This window comes from Pseudomonas sp. NFACC02 (assembly GCF_900110765.1).
In the GTDB taxonomy this organism is placed as follows: Bacteria; Pseudomonadota; Gammaproteobacteria; order Pseudomonadales; family Pseudomonadaceae; genus Aquipseudomonas.
The window spans coordinates 162,937-179,433 of sequence record NZ_FOEO01000004.1 but is presented as its reverse complement, the minus strand read 5'-3'; the positions used below and the strand labels follow the sequence as shown (position 1 = coordinate 179,433).

16 protein-coding genes are annotated in these 16,497 nt (G+C 60.2%); 9 read left to right on the top strand and 7 right to left on the bottom strand.

Features of this window, described 5'->3' with window-relative positions:
- Positions 1-24 precede the first annotated feature (24 nt).
- Positions 25-1,116, top strand: coding sequence for an NADH:flavin oxidoreductase/NADH oxidase (locus BMY73_RS05845; protein WP_092405703.1), 1,092 nt, complete (start codon positions 25-27; stop codon positions 1,114-1,116).
- A 215-nt stretch (positions 1,117-1,331) separates the two neighbouring features.
- Complete coding sequence (locus BMY73_RS05840; protein WP_062381675.1) at positions 1,332-2,201, top strand: isocitrate lyase/PEP mutase family protein; 870 nt, start codon at positions 1,332-1,334, stop codon at positions 2,199-2,201.
- 64 nt (positions 2,202-2,265) lie between these two features.
- On the opposite strand, the gene BMY73_RS05835 is transcribed toward BMY73_RS05840, so the two are convergent.
- Entirely contained in the window at positions 2,266-2,499 is a 234-nt protein-coding gene (locus BMY73_RS05835; RefSeq protein WP_062381677.1) for a hypothetical protein, read from the bottom strand.
- Positions 2,500-2,681: 182 nt separating this feature from the next.
- Between BMY73_RS05835 and ligD the strand changes: the two genes are divergently transcribed.
- A complete protein-coding gene (gene ligD / locus BMY73_RS05830) occupies positions 2,682-5,555 on the top strand; it encodes a DNA ligase D (protein ID WP_092405701.1) in 2,874 nt (957 codons plus the stop codon).
- Positions 5,556-5,641: 86 nt separating this feature from the next.
- Here ligD and BMY73_RS05825 read toward each other — a convergent pair whose 3' ends face one another.
- Together BMY73_RS05825 and BMY73_RS05820 are read right to left on the bottom strand one after the other, a co-directional pair.
- Positions 5,642-6,367, bottom strand: a complete 726-nt coding sequence (locus BMY73_RS05825) for a DUF72 domain-containing protein (RefSeq protein ID WP_092405804.1) — start codon at positions 6,365-6,367, stop codon at positions 5,642-5,644.
- A 160-nt stretch (positions 6,368-6,527) separates the two neighbouring features.
- Positions 6,528-6,743, bottom strand: a complete 216-nt coding sequence (locus BMY73_RS05820; RefSeq protein ID WP_062381681.1) for a hypothetical protein — start codon at positions 6,741-6,743, stop codon at positions 6,528-6,530.
- 497 nt (positions 6,744-7,240) lie between these two features.
- On the opposite strand from BMY73_RS05820, the gene BMY73_RS05815 reads away from it, so the two are divergent.
- The 3 genes from BMY73_RS05815 to BMY73_RS05805 all read left to right on the top strand — a co-directional run bounded on the left by BMY73_RS05815 (position 7,241) and on the right by BMY73_RS05805 (position 10,451).
- Positions 7,241-7,621, top strand: coding sequence for a RidA family protein (locus BMY73_RS05815; protein WP_092405699.1), 381 nt, complete (start codon positions 7,241-7,243; stop codon positions 7,619-7,621).
- A 121-nt stretch (positions 7,622-7,742) separates the two neighbouring features.
- A complete protein-coding gene (locus BMY73_RS05810) occupies positions 7,743-9,737 on the top strand; it encodes a peptidase U32 family protein (protein WP_092405802.1) in 1,995 nt (664 codons plus the stop codon).
- A 144-nt stretch (positions 9,738-9,881) separates the two neighbouring features.
- Complete coding sequence (locus tag BMY73_RS05805) at positions 9,882-10,451, top strand: GNAT family N-acetyltransferase (protein WP_092405697.1); 570 nt, start codon at positions 9,882-9,884, stop codon at positions 10,449-10,451.
- Positions 10,452-10,486: 35 nt separating this feature from the next.
- Here the strand turns inward: BMY73_RS05805 and BMY73_RS05800 are convergent, their stop codons facing one another.
- Positions 10,487-10,816 carry a hypothetical protein gene (locus BMY73_RS05800; RefSeq protein WP_092405695.1) on the bottom strand — a complete coding sequence of 110 codons (330 nt, stop codon included), beginning with the start codon at positions 10,814-10,816 and terminating at the stop codon, positions 10,487-10,489.
- Positions 10,817-11,112: 296 nt separating this feature from the next.
- Between BMY73_RS05800 and pcsA the strand changes: the two genes are divergently transcribed.
- Positions 11,113-11,832 carry a phosphatidylcholine synthase gene (gene pcsA, locus BMY73_RS05795; protein ID WP_062381691.1) on the top strand — a complete coding sequence of 240 codons (720 nt, stop codon included), beginning with the start codon at positions 11,113-11,115 and terminating at the stop codon, positions 11,830-11,832.
- Between the two features lie 33 nt (positions 11,833-11,865).
- Here the strand turns inward: pcsA and BMY73_RS05790 are convergent, their stop codons facing one another.
- Positions 11,866-12,342, bottom strand: coding sequence for an Lrp/AsnC family transcriptional regulator (locus BMY73_RS05790; RefSeq protein WP_062381694.1), 477 nt, complete (start codon positions 12,340-12,342; stop codon positions 11,866-11,868).
- A 211-nt stretch (positions 12,343-12,553) separates the two neighbouring features.
- On the opposite strand from BMY73_RS05790, the gene BMY73_RS05785 reads away from it, so the two are divergent.
- Positions 12,554-13,711, top strand: a complete 1,158-nt coding sequence (locus BMY73_RS05785; RefSeq protein ID WP_092405693.1) for an aminotransferase class V-fold PLP-dependent enzyme — start codon at positions 12,554-12,556, stop codon at positions 13,709-13,711.
- Between the two features lie 53 nt (positions 13,712-13,764).
- Here BMY73_RS05785 and BMY73_RS05780 read toward each other — a convergent pair whose 3' ends face one another.
- Both BMY73_RS05780 and BMY73_RS05775 read right to left on the bottom strand, forming a co-directional pair.
- Positions 13,765-14,484 (bottom strand): hypothetical protein, encoded by a 720-nt coding sequence (locus tag BMY73_RS05780; protein WP_092405691.1) that lies wholly within the window; start codon positions 14,482-14,484, stop codon positions 13,765-13,767.
- On the bottom strand, positions 14,477-15,109 hold the full coding sequence (locus BMY73_RS05775; RefSeq protein ID WP_092405689.1) for a hypothetical protein: 633 nt from the start codon (positions 15,107-15,109) through the stop codon (positions 14,477-14,479). The genes BMY73_RS05780 and BMY73_RS05775 overlap by 8 nt, the downstream gene beginning before the upstream one ends.
- 226 nt (positions 15,110-15,335) lie before the next feature.
- Between BMY73_RS05775 and BMY73_RS05770 the strand changes: the two genes are divergently transcribed.
- Complete coding sequence (locus BMY73_RS05770) at positions 15,336-16,484, top strand: MalY/PatB family protein (protein WP_092405687.1); 1,149 nt, start codon at positions 15,336-15,338, stop codon at positions 16,482-16,484.
- The last annotated feature ends 13 nt before the right edge of the window (positions 16,485-16,497 follow it).

Sequence of the window (16,497 nt, the reverse complement as noted above, 5' to 3'; positions counted from 1 at the left end):
ATCAATCCCACGAGGAATCTGTCCATGTCTGCACTGTTCGAGCCGTTCTCCCTGAAGGACGTCACCCTGCGTAACCGCATCGCCATTCCACCCATGTGTCAGTACATGGCCGATAACGGCGTGATCAACGACTGGCATCACGTGCACCTTGCCAGCATGGCGCGCGGCGGTGCGGGGTTGGTCGTGGTCGAAGCCACGGCCGTGTCGCCCGAAGGCCGCATCACCCCTGGCTGCGCCGGTATCTGGAGCGACGAACATGCCCAGGCGTTTATTCCGGCGGTAAAAGCCATCAAGGCCGCCGGCGCGGTGCCGGGCATTCAGATTGCGCATGCGGGCCGTAAGGCGAGCGCCAATCGCCCATGGGAAGGCGACGATCACATCCCGGCCACGAACCCTGCCGGCTGGCAGACCATCGCGCCCTCCCCGATCGCGTTCGGTGCCCACCTGCCCAAGGTGCCGCAGGAAATGACGCTGGACGATATCGCGCGCGTTCGTCAGGACTTCGTCGACGCTGCCCGTCGTGCCCGTGAAGCAGGCTTTGAATGGATCGAGTTGCACTTTGCCCATGGTTACCTGGGCCAAAGCTTCTTCTCCGAGCACTCCAACCAGCGCACCGACGCCTACGGTGGCAGCTTTGAAAACCGCAGTCGTTTCTTGCTGGAAACCCTGGCTGCCGTTCGCGAAGTCTGGCCGGAGAACCTGCCACTGACCGCGCGTTTTGGCGTCATTGAATACGACGGTCGTGACGAACAGACGCTGACTGAGTCCATCGAACTGGCGCGCCGTTTCAAGGACGGTGGCCTGGACCTGCTGAGCGTCAGCGTCGGCTTTACCATCCCGGACACTAACATCCCTTGGGGCCCGGCCTTCATGGGTCCGATTGCCGAGCGCGTGCGTCGCGAGGCGGGCATCCCGGTGACCTCGGCGTGGGGCTTCGGCACACCACAACTGGCAAACGATGCAGTCAAGGCCGGGCATCTGGATCTGGTCTCTGTCGGTCGCGCTCACCTGGCCGATCCACACTGGGCGTACTTTGCTGCCAAAGAACTGGGCGTGGAAAAGGCGTCCTGGACGTTGCCAGCCCCTTACGCGCACTGGCTGGAACGTTATCGCTGATACGCCAGAGCAGAGATGTCGAGCAATCGGCATCTCTTTGGGTACAGATCGGACGAAATGTGCGCGAAAACGATCTGTTTTGGTGCGTTATGTGTCCGACGCATGGCCCATGCCGAACCGTCATAATCCTGATTTTACTGGCCGTGATACTCTCGCCGCACTTTTAAACAGGCGCAGATCGTATCGTCGACGAAGGCCCCGACTCAGGAACCGTCATGTCCAGAATTTCCCACTCCACTCTGCGCCGTAACTTTCGCCAACTGCTGGCCTCCCCGGCCTGCTTTGAAACCGCTTCGGTGTTTGATCCCATGTCTGCGCGCATTGCTGCCGACCTGGGCTTTGAAGTCGGGATTCTCGGAGGGTCGGTGGCGTCGTTGCAAGTCCTGGCCGCCCCGGACTTTGCACTCATTACCTTGAGTGAGTTCGTTGAACAGGCCACCCGCATTGGACGCGTGGCCCAACTCCCTTTCATCGCCGATGCCGACCACGGCTACGGCAACGCGCTTAATGTCATGCGCACCGTTGAGGAGCTGGAGCGCGCAGGTGTCGCGGCGCTGACAATCGAAGACACGCTCTTGCCTGCACAGTTTGGCCGTAAATCCACCGATCTCATTTCTGTAGAGGAAGGCATCGGCAAGGTCAAGGCGGCGCTGGAGGCACGCGTCGATCCGGAGCTCGCGATCATTGCGCGCACCAACGCTGGCGTGCTGTCGGTCGAAGACTGCATCGAACGTACGCTGGCCTACGAACAAGCGGGCGCCGACGGCATTTGCATCGTCGGTATCAAGGATTTCGAACACCTTGAGCGCATCTCGGCAAAGCTGACCGTCCCGCTGATGCTGGTGACCTATGGCAATCCGAAACTAAACGATAACGCGCGCCTGGCCAGACTGGGTGTGCGCATCATCGTGGCCGGTCATGCGGCTTACTTCGCCTCGATCAAAGCCACCTACGACTGCCTGCGCGCGCAGCGTCAGGTCACGCACAGCACCGAAAACCTCAGCGCCACCGAACTCACCCACACCTACACATTGCCGGAAAGCTATGTGGCGTGGGCGGAAGAGTTCATGGACGTCAAAGAGTAATCCTGTCGCCCTGGCGAACCAGCGTCCACCGCTGCGTTTGGGTGGACTCGTGGGGTCAGTGAGGTCAGGTCCGTAACAGGCCGCTGACCTTTTCCAGAGACGGGATCGGCGTTTCATTCCGGTGACTCATCAGCCACGCGCGTGCTTTCCCCACGTCGAAGATCTGTCCCTGATCCATCAGCGCCAGCACCAGGGCCTGAGGCATACGGTAATGGCCGCACTCGGCGCACTTCCTTTCTTCCCAGCGTTCAGGGCACGCGAGTTCTTCCGCAGGGCCTGCGCAAATCAAGCACGTCATGAGTCTCCCCTCCGTTTTTATTATTAGTCATGTCGACCGGTTTATCGTCGACGAATTCCCGAACACGTCCATGCCCATGCGAAAGGCGCGCCATTGACTGCGACGCCCTTCAAAAATGCCGAACTCGTCCGGCCCTGAGCCCTCACATGAGAACGTTTCGGGCGCAAACGAGGGCATGCGCGATGCAACACCTTAAAATGGCCACGTACAACGTCAACGGCATCGGCACCCGGTTGCCCAACGTTTTGCAATGGCTGGAGCGAGAGCAGCCGGACATCGTGTGCCTTCAGGAACTCAAAGCCCCGGATAAAGCGTTTCCGGCCCGTGAGCTGGAGGCCGCCGGTTACGGTTCGTTACACCTGGGCCAACCGTCGTGGAACGGCGTGGCCATTCTGGCGCGTGACGCAGAACCCCTGCTCATCCAGAAAGGCCTTCCCGGCATGGAACACGACACTCACGCGCGTTATCTGGAAGCGGCCGCACACGGTCTCGTCGTCGGCTGTCTGTACCTGCCCAACGGCAATCCTCAGCCGGGGCCGAAGTTCGACTACAAGCTCGAATGGTTCGAGTGCCTGATCGAGCATGCCAAGACATTACAGTCCAGTGAGCATCCGGTGGTGCTCGCGGGCGACTACAACGTCGTTCCGACCGACGAGGACATTTACAACACCCGCTCATGGCTCAAGGACGCACTGCTGCAACCTGAAAGCCGCGAATGCTACCAACGACTGCTCGCTCAGGGCTGGCTTGACTCCCTGCGGCATATTTACCCGGACGAGCGCATTTACACCTACTGGGACTATTTTCGGAAGCACTGGCAGACGAACTCCGGGCTGCGTATCGATCACCTCCTGCTCAACCCTGTGCTGGCGCCTCGTCTGCAAGATGCCGGGGTCGACGCCTGGGTGCGTGGCGAAGAACACGCCAGCGACCACGCGCCCACCTGGATTCGTCTCGGCGCGACTCGAAAGAAGGCCGGAAAGCCCTCAAGCGCTAAATCCGGATCGGCCGCATCAGCACCCACGGCGAGCAAGCGTCATAAGGCCCTGCCGCGTGACGCCGACGCTACGGATGAGCCCGCTGGTACCGCTCGAACCAAACAATCTGCAACGGTCAACGGCAAAGCGTCAGCCCTCCCCGACAGCCTCAAACCCGAGCTCGCGACGCTCGTGGAATCGGCGCCAGAAGGCGACTGGCGGTACGAAATCAAGTTTGACGGCTACCGGGTCATGGCTCGCGTCAACAACGGCAGCGTGCAACTGTTCACCCGTAACGGTCACGACTGGACGCACAAGCTGCCGCGTCAGGCTGAAGCCATCGCCAGCCTGGGACTGGAGTCCGCCTGGCTGGACGGTGAGATGGTGGTGGCCAACGAGCAAGGCGTCCCGGATTTTCAGGCTCTGCAAAACGCGTTTGAAGTGGGTCGCAGCGAAAAGATCGTCTATTACCTGTTCGACATGCCCTTTCTCAATGGCACGGACCTGCGCGAGGTGGCGCTGGAACAGCGGCGTGAGGGCCTGTCAACGTTGCTGAAACACTGCGATGATGAGGTGTTGAGGTTTTCTGAGGATTTCGGCGAAACACCTGAGGCCTTGCTCAACAGCGCCTGTCAGATGCAAATGGAAGGGCTGATTGGCAAGCGTGCCGGCAGCCCCTACGTGTCCCGCCGCAGCGATGACTGGATCAAGCTCAAGTGCAAGCGACGGCAAGAGTTCGTCGTCGTGGGGTACAGCGACCCCAAAGGGGCGCGCAGCAAGTTCGGGGCCCTGCTGTTGGGCCTGCACGATGCTGACAGTGGAGAACTGCGCTATTGCGGCAAGGTCGGGACCGGCTTCAATGAGGCGACCTTGAAGACGATTTACGATCAGTTGCTGCCGCTGGAAATCAAAAAAGCCGCCGTGGTCAATCCACCCACGGGTTTCGACGCCAAAGGTGTTCACTGGCTTGACCCGGTATTACTCGCCGAAGTGGCGTTCGCCGAGATCACCCAGGAGGGCTCCGTGCGGCACGCGGTGTTCCAGGGGCTGCGCAACGACAAGCCCGCGCAATCGATCACTGAGGAACGCCCTGCCGCTGCGCCCTGCGCTGCCAGCGCGACGAAGGCCAAAAAGAAGACGCCGGGCAAGACCGCTCCTGCCCGGTCTGACAACCGAAAACCGGCCCCGGCCGCCACCTCCGGGAAAATCCGGCTTACCCACCCGGAAAGGATCATCGATCCTGTGAGCGGCGCGACCAAGCGAGACCTGGCTGACTACTACATCAGCGTCTCGGAATGGCTGTTGCCACAGTTGGCACAACGTCCCGTAGCCCTGGTCCGGGCGCCGGAAGGCGTAACGGGCGAGTTGTTCTTTCAAAAAAACGCCGAACACCTGTCGATTCCGGGCATTGAGACCATGGGCAAGGCCTACACCGGCCACCCGGTGATGCTCATTAACAACCTCGAAGCATTGGTCGGCGCCGTCCAGATGAGCGCGATGGAGTTGCATGTCTGGAACGCCGTCGCCGGGGATCTCGAGCGTCCTGACCGGTTCATTCTGGACCTTGACCCGGACCCCGCCCTTCCCTGGAAAAGCATGGTCGAAGCGACTCAAATGACGCAGGCCGTTCTCGACGAACTGGGCCTGAAATCGTTTCTGAAAACCAGCGGCGGCAAAGGCATTCATGTCGTCGTGCCACTTACGCCCAAAGCCGACTGGGACACTGTAAAGGCTTTCAGTCACGCGATCGTCAAGCACATGGCCAAGCTGGTGCCCGACCGGTTCTCGGCGGTCTCCGGGCCGAAGAACCGGATCGGACGCATCTTCATCGATTACTTGCGCAATGGGCTTGGTGCGACAACCGCCTGTGCCTATTCGGTGCGGACCCGAGAAGGGTTGCCGGTGTCGGTGCCGATCTTTCCTGAAGAAATCCACGAGATTCCGGGGGCCGATGTGTGGAACCTCCGCAACCTGCATCAGCGACTGGAGAAACAGGCGGCTGATCCGTGGGCGGAGCTGAACAACACCCGGCAGACGATTACAGCCGATATGCGCGCACGCATCGGGCTCAAGAAATAACCCGCTTGACGGGTCAACACCTGGTCGCCCCTCGCTGTAAGCGCCCTACCGCATGCGCCAATCCAGCAGACGCTTCCCGTTAGCGATCAGGCGGTACCGAGCTTTTTCAACAACGCCATCATCGACAATGCGTTACCCACCGCCGCGCCCTGCGCGGTGTTGTCAAAAATGCACCAGATCGCAACGCCATCTGAAGACGTTGACGCGATCTCCCGCGCCCTTTGTTCAAGCCAGTCCGGTCCATAAGCGCTGTAATAAATCCGTGGAGCACCGTGCAGGCGCCAGTATCGCAGGCCTTGCCAGCCTGCCGGTGTCCTGTCATTGCTTATCCGTGAAGGGTCGACCGCTGCTTGGGCGATACAGTGGTCGATCAGCAGCGGTTCGGCTTGAACCCAGGACTCATGGCGTGGCTCGATGACCACATATCCCGAATAACGGGTCCTGAGCTGCTCAAAAAAAGGACGGGCGATGACGGGATCGAACGCCAGCGACGGCGGTAACTGAATCAGCAGGCAGCCTAGCCGATCGCCCAGTGCGCCACATTCCGACAGGAACGCGTCGAGGACACCGGAACAGTTCTGCAACCGGAGCTCATGGGTAATGGCCTTGGGCACCTTCACCGAAAAGCGAAAGTCTTTTCCCACTGAAGCCGCCCATTTGGCGTAGGTGGCTGGGCGATGAGCGCGATAGAACGAACTGTTGATCTCCACAGCGCCCATCCGTGTGGCGTAGCGTTCCAGATGCGTGCCGTGCTCGACGAACTGCGGCCAGTACTCGCGCGCCAGTGACCAACCTGCGCACCCCACGTACATCGCGCGATCGTTGCGCGCGGCGTCCTGCTGATGATGACCCTGGACAATCACGCTGTCAGCCTCGGTCGCAATCGCGCTCCGGATGCCTTCCCCGGAAGAAGGCGTGCAGTGAGCCATCTGAACAGCGCTCCATCGTTGTCGGTTTCAGGTCAATGTCTGATCAGCCGCGCTGATCGTCGGGTCGGTCGTGCGCCGCTGACGCCGAACGCTCGGCGATGTGGTCCGTCACCCGCCGACCCAGGTTTCCGGTCTTGGTCAGGCGTTCGACATGTCGACGCAGCAGCTCTTCTTTTTGTTGCAGCGTCAGCACCATCCTGGCGGTTGATTCAGCGGACCGGGGAAGGTTCTTTTGAGCCAGATCCACCGAGAGTTCCATTATCCGGTTTCCCAATGAGCGCAGTTCCTCGGCGGTATCCGACAAGTCCTGCACAAGAGAATCGCGCCGCTTTCGCATCCACATACCAGATATCTCACTTTCGACATTGTTGTTGAATCGCGCCCCGCATCATCAAAATATATACGGTCCGCGACACGAAACGGATGCACCCATGCGGACAAAATAAAGCATTGAACGACTTTCGGGACAGCGGCTCAGCCTTTGACTCAAGCCGAAACCTGAAGTCGGTCATCGGCAGAATGGATGTTCACAGGGGCTACTCCCAGGGAGGCGCGTCCTGCAAAACAGACGTTCGTTTTAAGGTGTCGGCCAGTCCCCTCTGCACTTGATGCAGCCTGTCGGCGCGAATGAGCCATTCAGGTCGGCCTTTTGCCGCCGGACACTCAAAAGCCCGCGTTGTCCTTTATGATGGCCGCCTTTGGTTCAGCGACTCACGCGGGGCCTGTTTGTCTTCCTCCACTAGCTAGAGATGATTCATGGCGACTCACGACCTCACCTTTCTTCCCGATCCCGATGCAGACTCCATTTCTTCCGATGTCGCCACCTTTGGCGGGATCATGGTCTCGACCCAGGTGCCGACACGCGCAGATGGCAGTCTGGAACTCGGCGACATCACAGCGCAGAGCGAATGTACGCTGCAAGCGCTGAAGGTGGCATTGGAGCGCGCGGGCAGTTCGATGGACCATGTCATGCACCTCACCATCTACTTGACCGACATGGCCGACCGCGCCGCTTTCAACGAGGTGTACAAGCGTTTTTTTGCCAGGCCGTGGCCGGTTCGCGCTGCCGTCGGCGTCGCCGCACTGGCGGTAGAAGGCATGCGTGTCGAAGTCACTGCGATGGCTGCCAAGGGCTGAGTCATCGCGCTGAATCGGCGGCTTCGTTGACGCGTAGCCGCCATCGGGCAGTCGATGGATGCCGGTCAAGCGTTTCGCCGCTACAATGCGCGACTTGACCGTGACGATCCGACTAAAAAACATGTCCCTACCTAAGCATCACCTCGAATTGCTCAGCCCCGCCCGCGACACCGCCATCGCGCGCGAGGCCATCCTGCACGGCGCAGACGCCATTTATATCGGCGGCCCCAGCTTTGGCGCCCGTCACAACGCCTGCAACGAAGTGAGCGATATCGCCGAACTGGTTGAATTCGCACACCGTTACCACGCACGGGTGTTCACCACGATCAACACCATCCTGCACGACAACGAGCTGGAACCGGCTCGCAAGCTGATCCACGAACTGTACGACGCCGGCGTCGACGCGTTGATCGTTCAAGACCTCGGCGTGATGGAGCTGGACATTCCCCCCATCGAACTGCACGCCAGCACCCAGACCGACATCCGTACCCTGGCGCGAGCGAAGTTCCTCGATCAGGCCGGCTTTTCCCAACTGGTGCTGGCCCGCGAGCTGAACCTTCAGGAAATCCGCGCAATCGCCGATGAAACCGATGCCGCCATCGAGTTTTTCATTCATGGCGCGCTGTGCGTCGCCTTCTCCGGGCAGTGCAACATCTCCCACGCCCAGAATGGCCGCAGCGCCAACCGTGGCGACTGCTCTCAAGCCTGCCGTTTGCCGTACACGTTAAAAGACGATCAGGGCCGCGTCGTCGCCTTCGAAAAGCACTTGTTGTCGATGAAAGACAACAACCAGAGCGCCAACATCCGTGCTCTGGTCGAAGCGGGTGTGCGCTCGTTCAAGATCGAGGGTCGCTATAAAGACATGGGCTATGTGAAAAACATCACGGCCTATTACCGTCAGCGTCTGGACGACGTACTGGAAGATCGCCCTGACCTGGCCCGCGCCTCCAGCGGGCGAACAGCGCACTTCTTCCTGCCCGATCCAGAGAAAACCTTCCACCGAGGCAGCACCGACTACTTCGTCACCGACCGCAAGATCGACATCGGCGCGTTCGATACGCCGACGTTCACCGGTCTGCCGGTGGGCATCGTAGAAAAAGTCGGCAAGCGTGACCTGCAGGTCGTGACCCATGACCCGTTGACCAACGGCGACGGTCTGAATGTGCTGATCAAGCGCGAGGTGGTGGGTTTTCGCGCGAACATCGCCGAGCCCAAGGGTGAATTCGAAGAAGACGGCGAAAAGCGCTATCGCTACCGCGTCGAACCCAACGAAATGCCGGCCGACCTGTACAAGGTTCGCCCTCACCACCCGCTGAACCGCAACCTGGACCACAACTGGCAGCAGGCGTTGCAGAAGACCTCCGCCGAACGTCGCATCGGGCTTTCCTGGCTCGCGCACCTGCGTGAGGACCGTCTGGAACTGACGGCCACCAGCGAGGAAGGGATCAGCGCGAGCGTCGCGCTGGACGGGCCATTTGGCGCCGCGAACAAACCTGAACAGGCACTGGATCAGTTGCGGGACTTGCTGGGCCAACTGGGAACGACCCAGTACCATGCCACCGACGTCAAGCTGGACGCGCCGCAGGCGTACTTCGTCCCCAACTCCCAGCTCAAGGCCTTGCGCCGTGAGGTCATCGACGCGCTGACCGCCGCCCGGGTTGCAGCCCATCCTCGTGGTGGTCGTAAAGCCGAAACCAGCCCGCCGCCGGTGTACCCGGAATCACACCTGTCATTCCTGGCCAACGTCTACAACCAGAAAGCCCGCGATTTCTACCACCGGCATGGTGTTCAACTGATCGACGCGGCGTTCGAAGCTCACGAAGAAACCGGCGAAGTGCCGGTGATGATCACCAAGCATTGCCTGCGGTTCTCCTTCAACCTGTGCCCGAAACAGGCCAAGGGTGTGACGGGCGTGCGCACCAAGGTTGCGCCAATGCAACTGGTGCACGGTGATGAAGTGCTGACCTTGAAATTCGACTGCAAGCCCTGCGAAATGCACGTGATCGGCAAGATCAAGGGCAATATCCTCGGCCTGCCACAACCTGGCAGCGTGCCGGTCGTGGGACACATCAGCCCTGCCGACCTGCTTAAAACCATTCCCCGCGCAACGCATTGAGTGATGGCCGGGCGCGCCGCAACGGCGCGCTCCGCAGCCAAAACGACGGCAACCAGCGTGATTGCGACGTTGCCGTCCGGTGCCCTGCCGCGATCTCACATTCCACGTTATAAAAGGCGCCCAATGCCTTGTGGAGCCTTGAGAATGACTGTCGAATTTCGTCCGGCGCGACGTTCGGATGCGCGTGAAATCGCCCGCCTGTTTCAGATCACCTCGGAAGGTGCGTCGGATTACATCTGGAGTCAGTTGGCGGAGCCGGGGCAGGATCTGCTCGATGTGGGCGAGAAGCGCTATGCCCGTGAGGGCGTGGATTTTTCCTACCAGAACTGTCTGATCGCCGAAGCCCATGGCGAAGTGGTGGGCATGATGCACAGTTACGTCATGCGCGAAGATCCCGATGCTCAGCCAGCCACTGACCCTGTGCTGGCGCCGTATGCGGACATGGAAGTGCCGGACACCCTGTATATCTCCAGCCTGGCGCTGCATGAAGGCTGGAGGAACAAGGGATTGGGTGGTCAGTTGCTGCGCCATGCTCAATCAAGAGCCGATGCGCTGGGGCTCAAGGGACTGAGCCTTATCGACTACGCCGAGAACACTGGCGCCAGACGCTTTTACGAACGCCACGGGTTTTCGGTGATAAAAACCTGCCAGATCACGCCCCACCCGATGATTCGCGTGACCGGCGAGGCCTACCTGATGCAGCGGCTTTCCTGAAGAAACGCAAAGGGCTGCGACGGTCCCTTCGGACCTCAGCGACGCGCGAGTTCGTGCCGCGTGCAGCCCTCGTAATAAACCTGCTTCACGCTTTCCGGACGCATCCGTGAGGCACTGTCGTAGGTCTGTTCGGTGATGCCCAGTGCGCTCATGCGCATCCATTGCTGAGGAAAGCGTCTGGCCTGCATCTTGTTCCGTGCCCCGTACAGGGTCAGCCCGGCCAGCTTGTATTGCTGCGCCGTGGCGGCAATGCCTGCGCCCCAGGTGCATAAATCCCGCTCGTTCTTGCTCAGATCCCGCGCATACGCAACTGAAGAAGCGCCCGCGACCAAACAAAACACCAAAGCCACCCTGAGAAATTGCATGCAGATCCTTGCCTAACTGACTGACAGACGGCGAATTTTGCAGAAACTTACAAAAAACAGGGGCCACTACTTTGCCTCTTTTTGCCGTCAGGCGACCAATGACATGCGAACGCGCGTCTTCCTTGCTGGCATTCTGACAATTCAGTAACGGAATTCGGCGTCGCCTGCTACCGTGTAGGAGTTGAGGGTGAACCTTATCGACCGATGACCGGTCGATAGTTGCACCTCCGGCCAGGTCGATCGGTAACCGCTCCGGCGCGTTGATCAGGCCGGCTTTATTTCCAGAAGGACCGTCCATGATCCCAATTCAACGCATCGCCTGGCTCAAAGCATGGGGCGCCCATGGTTTTACGGCCACTGGCGTCGTCCTCGCCTTCCTCGCCACCATCGCGCTGTTCGACAATCAGCCCAAGGCCTGTCTGTTGTGGCTGGGCATTGCCCTGATCGTCGACGGTGTGGACGGCTCGCTCGCGCGCAAGGTCAACGTGCAGTCGGTACTGCCGCATTTCGACGGGTCGGTACTGGACCTGGTGATCGACTACCTGACCTATGTGTTCATCCCGGCGCTGTTCATCTACCGCTATATACCGCTGCCGGAATACACCGTGCTGCTGACCACTTCGATCATCCTCGTGTCGTCGCTGTTCTGCTTCTGCAACACCGAGATGAAGAGCAAGGACAACTACTTCCAAGGCTTTCCCGCCGCCTGGAACGTGGTCGCGCTGTGCGTGTACATCCTTTCGCCCGCGCCATGGCTGACCTTCATTACCGTCATCTGCCTGGCGCTGCTGACCGTGACCCGGATGAAGTTCCTTCACCCGTTCCGTGTGCGTCGCTTCATGCCGATCAACATTGCCGTGACCAGCGTCTGGTTTCTGTGCAGCTTTCTGCTCGTCATCAATCACCCATACAACGGTACTGTTGTGCTGGGCGTCTGGCTCGCCATGTCGGCGTATTTCCTCGGCATCTGTGTCTGGCGCACCTCGCTGGAGTGGATCGACAAGGCACGCTTCTGACGTCATTCAAGCGTCCCGACCAAAAAGCAGCCTTCACATGGCTGCTTTTTTGTGGCTGTAATTCAGTGGCAACTGCGTCGTCGACTTGATCTGCTCCATGGCAAAGCTGGAGCTGATGTCGGTGATGCCCGACAGCTGAATCAACTTCTTGTATACGGCGTCGTAGCCGGCGATGTCCGGCACGACGATGCGCAGCATGTAATCCGTGTCGCCCGCCATTCGGTAGCATTCGACGACTTCCGGAAGGGTTGCGACCAGATCATGGAAGCCGCCCAGCCACTCGGCATTGTGTTGGTTGGTGCGCATGGCCGCGAACACCGTCACCGCAACGTTGAGCTGTGCGGGGTCGAGCAAGGCCACTCGGCCGCGAATCATGCCCTGTTCTTCGAGCTTCTGGACGCGTCGCCAGCAGGCCGTGCTGCCCAGTCCAATGCTTTCGGCGATTTCGGCCAAGGGGCGGGTGCAGTCGCTCTGCAGGATGCTCAGAATCGCCTGGTCAAATTTGTCCATTGAGTGCCTGCCGTTTCAAAAGCGGAATGATAGGGCTTCGGGCGATAAGGATAGACCTGAAGCTTCTGTTAACGGGAATCATATTCCCTTCAAGATGCTTCAAGGAGAAAAATAATCTAACTCCGCCGTTAAACAGCGTTCAGTAATCAATTTTTTTCCGGTTCAGCGCGAGTAGTATTTTCACCATTACGGACAGCGCGGATTTCTTCCCATGAGCTCACTTCCTTGTTATTTCGACTACGCAGCCACCACCCCTGTCGATGATCGCGTCATCCAGGCGATGGTGACGTGCCTGGGCCGTGAAGGCACCTTCGGCAATCCGGCTTCCAGCTCCCATGCCTACGGCAATCAGGCCCGCCAGGCGGTAGAACTGGCGAGGCGTCAGGTTGGCGAACTGGTCGGCGCGAGTGCCGAGTCGCTGATCTGGACCTCCGGCGCGACAGAGTCCAATAACCTGGCGATCAAAGGCATCGCCGCTGGCGCCAAAGGTTCGCGCCGACATCTGATCACCAGCCGCATCGAACACAAGGCGGTGATCGATACGGTGCGTCAACTCGAGCACGCTGGTTACCCCGTGACCTGGCTCGAGCCCGACAGCACAGGCTTGATCCAGCCGGAGGCTGTGCGTCAGGCGTTGCGCGAAGACACGCTGCTGGTCTCGCTGATGCTGGTCAATAACGAATTGGGCACGGTCACGGACATCGCCACCATCGGCCAGCTTGTCCACGATGGAGGCGCTCTGTTCCATGTCGATGCCGCCCAAGGCGCCGGCAAGCTCGCGATTGATCTGAACACATTGCCCGTCGACCTGATGTCCTTTTCCGCGCATAAGACCTATGGCCCCAAAGGCATCGGTGCACTGTTCGTCGGTGAGCGAGCGCGTCCGCTGCTGGAAGCACAAATTCATGGCGGCGGTCATGAACAGGGCTTCCGTTCGGGCACGCTGGCGACGCACCAGATTGTCGGCATGGGCGCCGCCTATGCCCTGGCCAGCGCCGAGATGGCCGAAGAACTGCAACGGATCAGCATACTGTCGGCTCAATTACGCGACGGTTTGCTGGCCCTGCCGGGCGTCAGCCTTAATGGCGATCCAGACCAGCGCGTTCCGCACACTCTGAATATTTGCGTCGACAGCCCAGGCTTTAACGCCATGAGTCTGTCCAGCGAATTAGCGGTGTCGTCGACGTCGGCGTGCAACTCAGCGAGCAGCGGCGCCTCCCATGTGTTGCTCGCCCTGGGTCTGAGTCAGGCACAGGCCGGCAGCAGCCTGCGCTTGAGCCTGGGACGCTACACCCAGGCGGCAGACGTGGAAAAAGCCATCGCGGTCATTACCGGCCGTCTAAACGCCGGGACAACGACGTTCTGGTAACCCTCCCTTCTGTAACCTCTGAAGGTTACATCAGTGAAAGTAACCCGCAGAGGTTACTTTCCTGACAGCTTCAGTACCGCCAATCCGATGGCCATGCTGACGGCGAAGCTCACCAACGTCCCGAGCAACACATATTCACTAAGTGACCGCTGCTCGGCGCTTTTCAGGTCGTTAAAGCGCAGGATGCTTTTGGCGGTGAGCAAAAAGCCGATTCCCTCCCATTGCTGCAGCAGGACGAAGGTCAGGATCAGCACCCGCTCCAGATAGCCAATCAGCTTGCCAGCGCTTTTCAGCGACCCTTCGCTGCTGACGCTGGCGAGCCACGGGGTCAGCACAGCGCCAATCAACGCCGACGCGGGACGTAAGACCAGCGCATAAGCCAGGACGACCAGCAGGTTGTGCGTGCTCAACACGTCTTTGGCCACATTCCCTGCCCACCCCCAGTAGCCTTCGGCGCTGAGCCAGACCGCCGTGATGGCGACCACTTGCAACGCAAACCGCAAGACAAACGCAAATCCTGATTGCCACCTGGCAACCTGCCAGCGAATCACGCCCCAGCAGAGCGCGAAGGTTGCGCCCGCCGCTGCGGCAATCAGGGCATGCCGGTCAAAGGCGTACAGCACCGCGCCAACCATTGCGCCCTGAGCAAAAGCCACCAGCATGCCCCTCACCCGCCCCGGGCCCGGCCTGCGCGCCTGCCATTGGGCATAGCCGTAGTCCAGGGACATGTTGAGCAGTATCAACACCAGCAACACTAATGAGGTATCACGCATCGGCCGACTCCCTGGCGTACAACTCGGTGATCCAGTCCCGCGTACATGCCAGATAGCGATCAAGCAACCTGGCCTGACCGCGCTGCAGCGCCTTGTTGATCGCCACGCGCGACTTGCCCAGGTTCTCGGCGATGGTCTGTTGGTCGCCCGTGCCCAGCAGATGCGCGTAATAAGCCTGCGCCTCGACCACGGTCCATTTGTCCACCGTGGCGGCGACGAATTCGGTGACCAGCTCCGCCGCGCGTAGCAGTGAGGCGTCATGACTGAACACCGCCAGGGTGAGCTTTTTCATCCCGTCCAGCCCCTGGCCGGACAGCACGAACGCCTCACCGTAGTGCCGGCCGGATGCCGACGGGCCGATACCGATGGCAATGCGAGCGTCCCAGCGTTCGCCTTCCGGACTCGCCGCGATCAATCCCGCGCGAATGGCCAGCGCGCACTCGAATCCGTGGATGGCTTGTGCGGGCACCACTTGAAAGCCATCGCCCCGGTAGGTATCGGTTTTCAAACCGTAACGTGCGCCGAGCGCCGCCAGCACGCTTTGCAGCCCATCCAGATACGCCTGGGTATCCGACACGGTCTGCGAGTGCATGAGGTCGCCGGTCAAGACAGCCTTGAGTGTCATCGTAGGTCCTGAGTCTGAATCAGTAGGTGGTGTTCACTATAGGGCAAAACCGTGCTATGTAACCTTAAAAGGTTACTTTTGCGAATGTAACCTCTAAAGGTTACTTTTTTGTCAGTCGGGTTCTGTCGGCATCGGCTGCGACACCACGTCAAAAGCAACACGCATGGCCGGTTCATGGCGCGCCCGGTCTCTGGCACAATCGCACCTCGCTTTTTTTGAGACGAGCATGACCATGGACCTGAACAGCGTTCACCCACGCTTGCACACGGGCAGTAAAAAGTGGAGCCAATACCCGGAAGATGTGCTGCCGATGTGGGTGGCCGACATGGACTTTCCTGTGGCGGAACCCATCGTTCAGGCGCTGACTGCGCGTCTGCAACACCCGCTGCTGGGTTATTCGGTCGCGCAGGACACGTTACGTCAAACGTTGGTGGCGCATCTGGCTCGCCACTATGACTGGCAGGTCAAGCCTGAGGAACTGGTGTTCCTGCCCGGTGTGGAACCGGGTGTGAACATGGCGTTGAATGCGTTGGTGCCCAAGGGCAGCGGCGTGCTGGTCCAGACACCCAACTACGCGCCGCTGCTGGATGCGCCAGGGCACTGGGGCCTGCCCCGCATCGACCTGCCCTTCCATGCCGACGCCAATGGCGAGTACCCGACCGACATCGCCGCCCTGGAACATATCCTGCCCCAGGTTCGCGCGCTGTTGCTGAGCAATCCGCACAATCCGCTGGGCAAGGTCTTCGACGCGCAGGAGTTGCGCGCCATTGGCGACGCCTGCGTACAGAACGATGTGCTGATCGTTTCCGATGAGATTCATGCCGACATCCTCTTCGACGGGCGTCGCCACACGCCGATTGCCTCCCTGAGCCCGGCCATCGCCGACCGCACCGTGACGCTGATGTCCGCCAGCAAGGCCTGGAACATCGCCGGCATGAAAACCGCCTTTGCCGTGGTGCAGAACCCTGACCTGCGCCTGCGCTTCAACGCCGGTCGTCTGGGCCTGGTCGACAGCGTCAATGCGCTCGGTCTGGATGCCACGCATGCAGCGTACAGCAAAGGCGCGCCGTGGCTGGCACGGGTCATCGCCTACCTTCAGGACAACCGCGACTATTTGGCGAACGCGATCAGAACCCGTTTCCCGGGTATCTCGATGCACCTGCCGCAGAGCACCTACCTGGCCTGGCTCGATTGCTCGGGACTGGATATCGAAAATCCTCAGCAGTTCTTCCTCAACGAAGCCAGGGTGGCGCTCAGCGCAGGCCATGAGTTCGGGGACGACTGTGGCCAGTTCGTGCGGCTGAACTTCGGATGCCCGCGCTCGATGCTGGAAGAAGCGCTGGCCCGAATGGAGCGCAGTCTGCGTCGATCATGAGCGCAGGCAGCAA

Excerpts from the sequence above, each read along its gene's own strand:
- BMY73_RS05845 (WP_092405703.1), top strand. The coding sequence starts at position 25 with ATGTCTGCACTGTTCGAGCCGTTCTCCCTGAAGGACGTCACCCTGCGT.
- BMY73_RS05840 (WP_062381675.1), top strand. The coding sequence starts at position 1,332 with ATGTCCAGAATTTCCCACTCCACTCTGCGCCGTAACTTTCGCCAACTG.
- BMY73_RS05835 (WP_062381677.1), bottom strand. The coding sequence starts at position 2,499 with ATGACGTGCTTGATTTGCGCAGGCCCTGCGGAAGAACTCGCGTGCCCT.
- ligD (WP_092405701.1), top strand. The coding sequence starts at position 2,682 with ATGCAACACCTTAAAATGGCCACGTACAACGTCAACGGCATCGGCACC.
- BMY73_RS05825 (WP_092405804.1), bottom strand. The coding sequence starts at position 6,367 with ATGTACGTGGGGTGCGCAGGTTGGTCACTGGCGCGCGAGTACTGGCCG.
- BMY73_RS05820 (WP_062381681.1), bottom strand. The coding sequence starts at position 6,743 with ATGGAACTCTCGGTGGATCTGGCTCAAAAGAACCTTCCCCGGTCCGCT.
- BMY73_RS05815 (WP_092405699.1), top strand. The coding sequence starts at position 7,241 with ATGGCGACTCACGACCTCACCTTTCTTCCCGATCCCGATGCAGACTCC.
- BMY73_RS05810 (WP_092405802.1), top strand. The coding sequence starts at position 7,743 with ATGTCCCTACCTAAGCATCACCTCGAATTGCTCAGCCCCGCCCGCGAC.
- BMY73_RS05805 (WP_092405697.1), top strand. The coding sequence starts at position 9,882 with ATGACTGTCGAATTTCGTCCGGCGCGACGTTCGGATGCGCGTGAAATC.
- BMY73_RS05800 (WP_092405695.1), bottom strand. The coding sequence starts at position 10,816 with ATGCAATTTCTCAGGGTGGCTTTGGTGTTTTGTTTGGTCGCGGGCGCT.
- pcsA (WP_062381691.1), top strand. The coding sequence starts at position 11,113 with ATGATCCCAATTCAACGCATCGCCTGGCTCAAAGCATGGGGCGCCCAT.
- BMY73_RS05790 (WP_062381694.1), bottom strand. The coding sequence starts at position 12,342 with ATGGACAAATTTGACCAGGCGATTCTGAGCATCCTGCAGAGCGACTGC.
- BMY73_RS05785 (WP_092405693.1), top strand. The coding sequence starts at position 12,554 with ATGAGCTCACTTCCTTGTTATTTCGACTACGCAGCCACCACCCCTGTC.
- BMY73_RS05780 (WP_092405691.1), bottom strand. The coding sequence starts at position 14,484 with ATGCGTGATACCTCATTAGTGTTGCTGGTGTTGATACTGCTCAACATG.
- BMY73_RS05775 (WP_092405689.1), bottom strand. The coding sequence starts at position 15,109 with ATGACACTCAAGGCTGTCTTGACCGGCGACCTCATGCACTCGCAGACC.
- BMY73_RS05770 (WP_092405687.1), top strand. The coding sequence starts at position 15,336 with ATGACCATGGACCTGAACAGCGTTCACCCACGCTTGCACACGGGCAGT.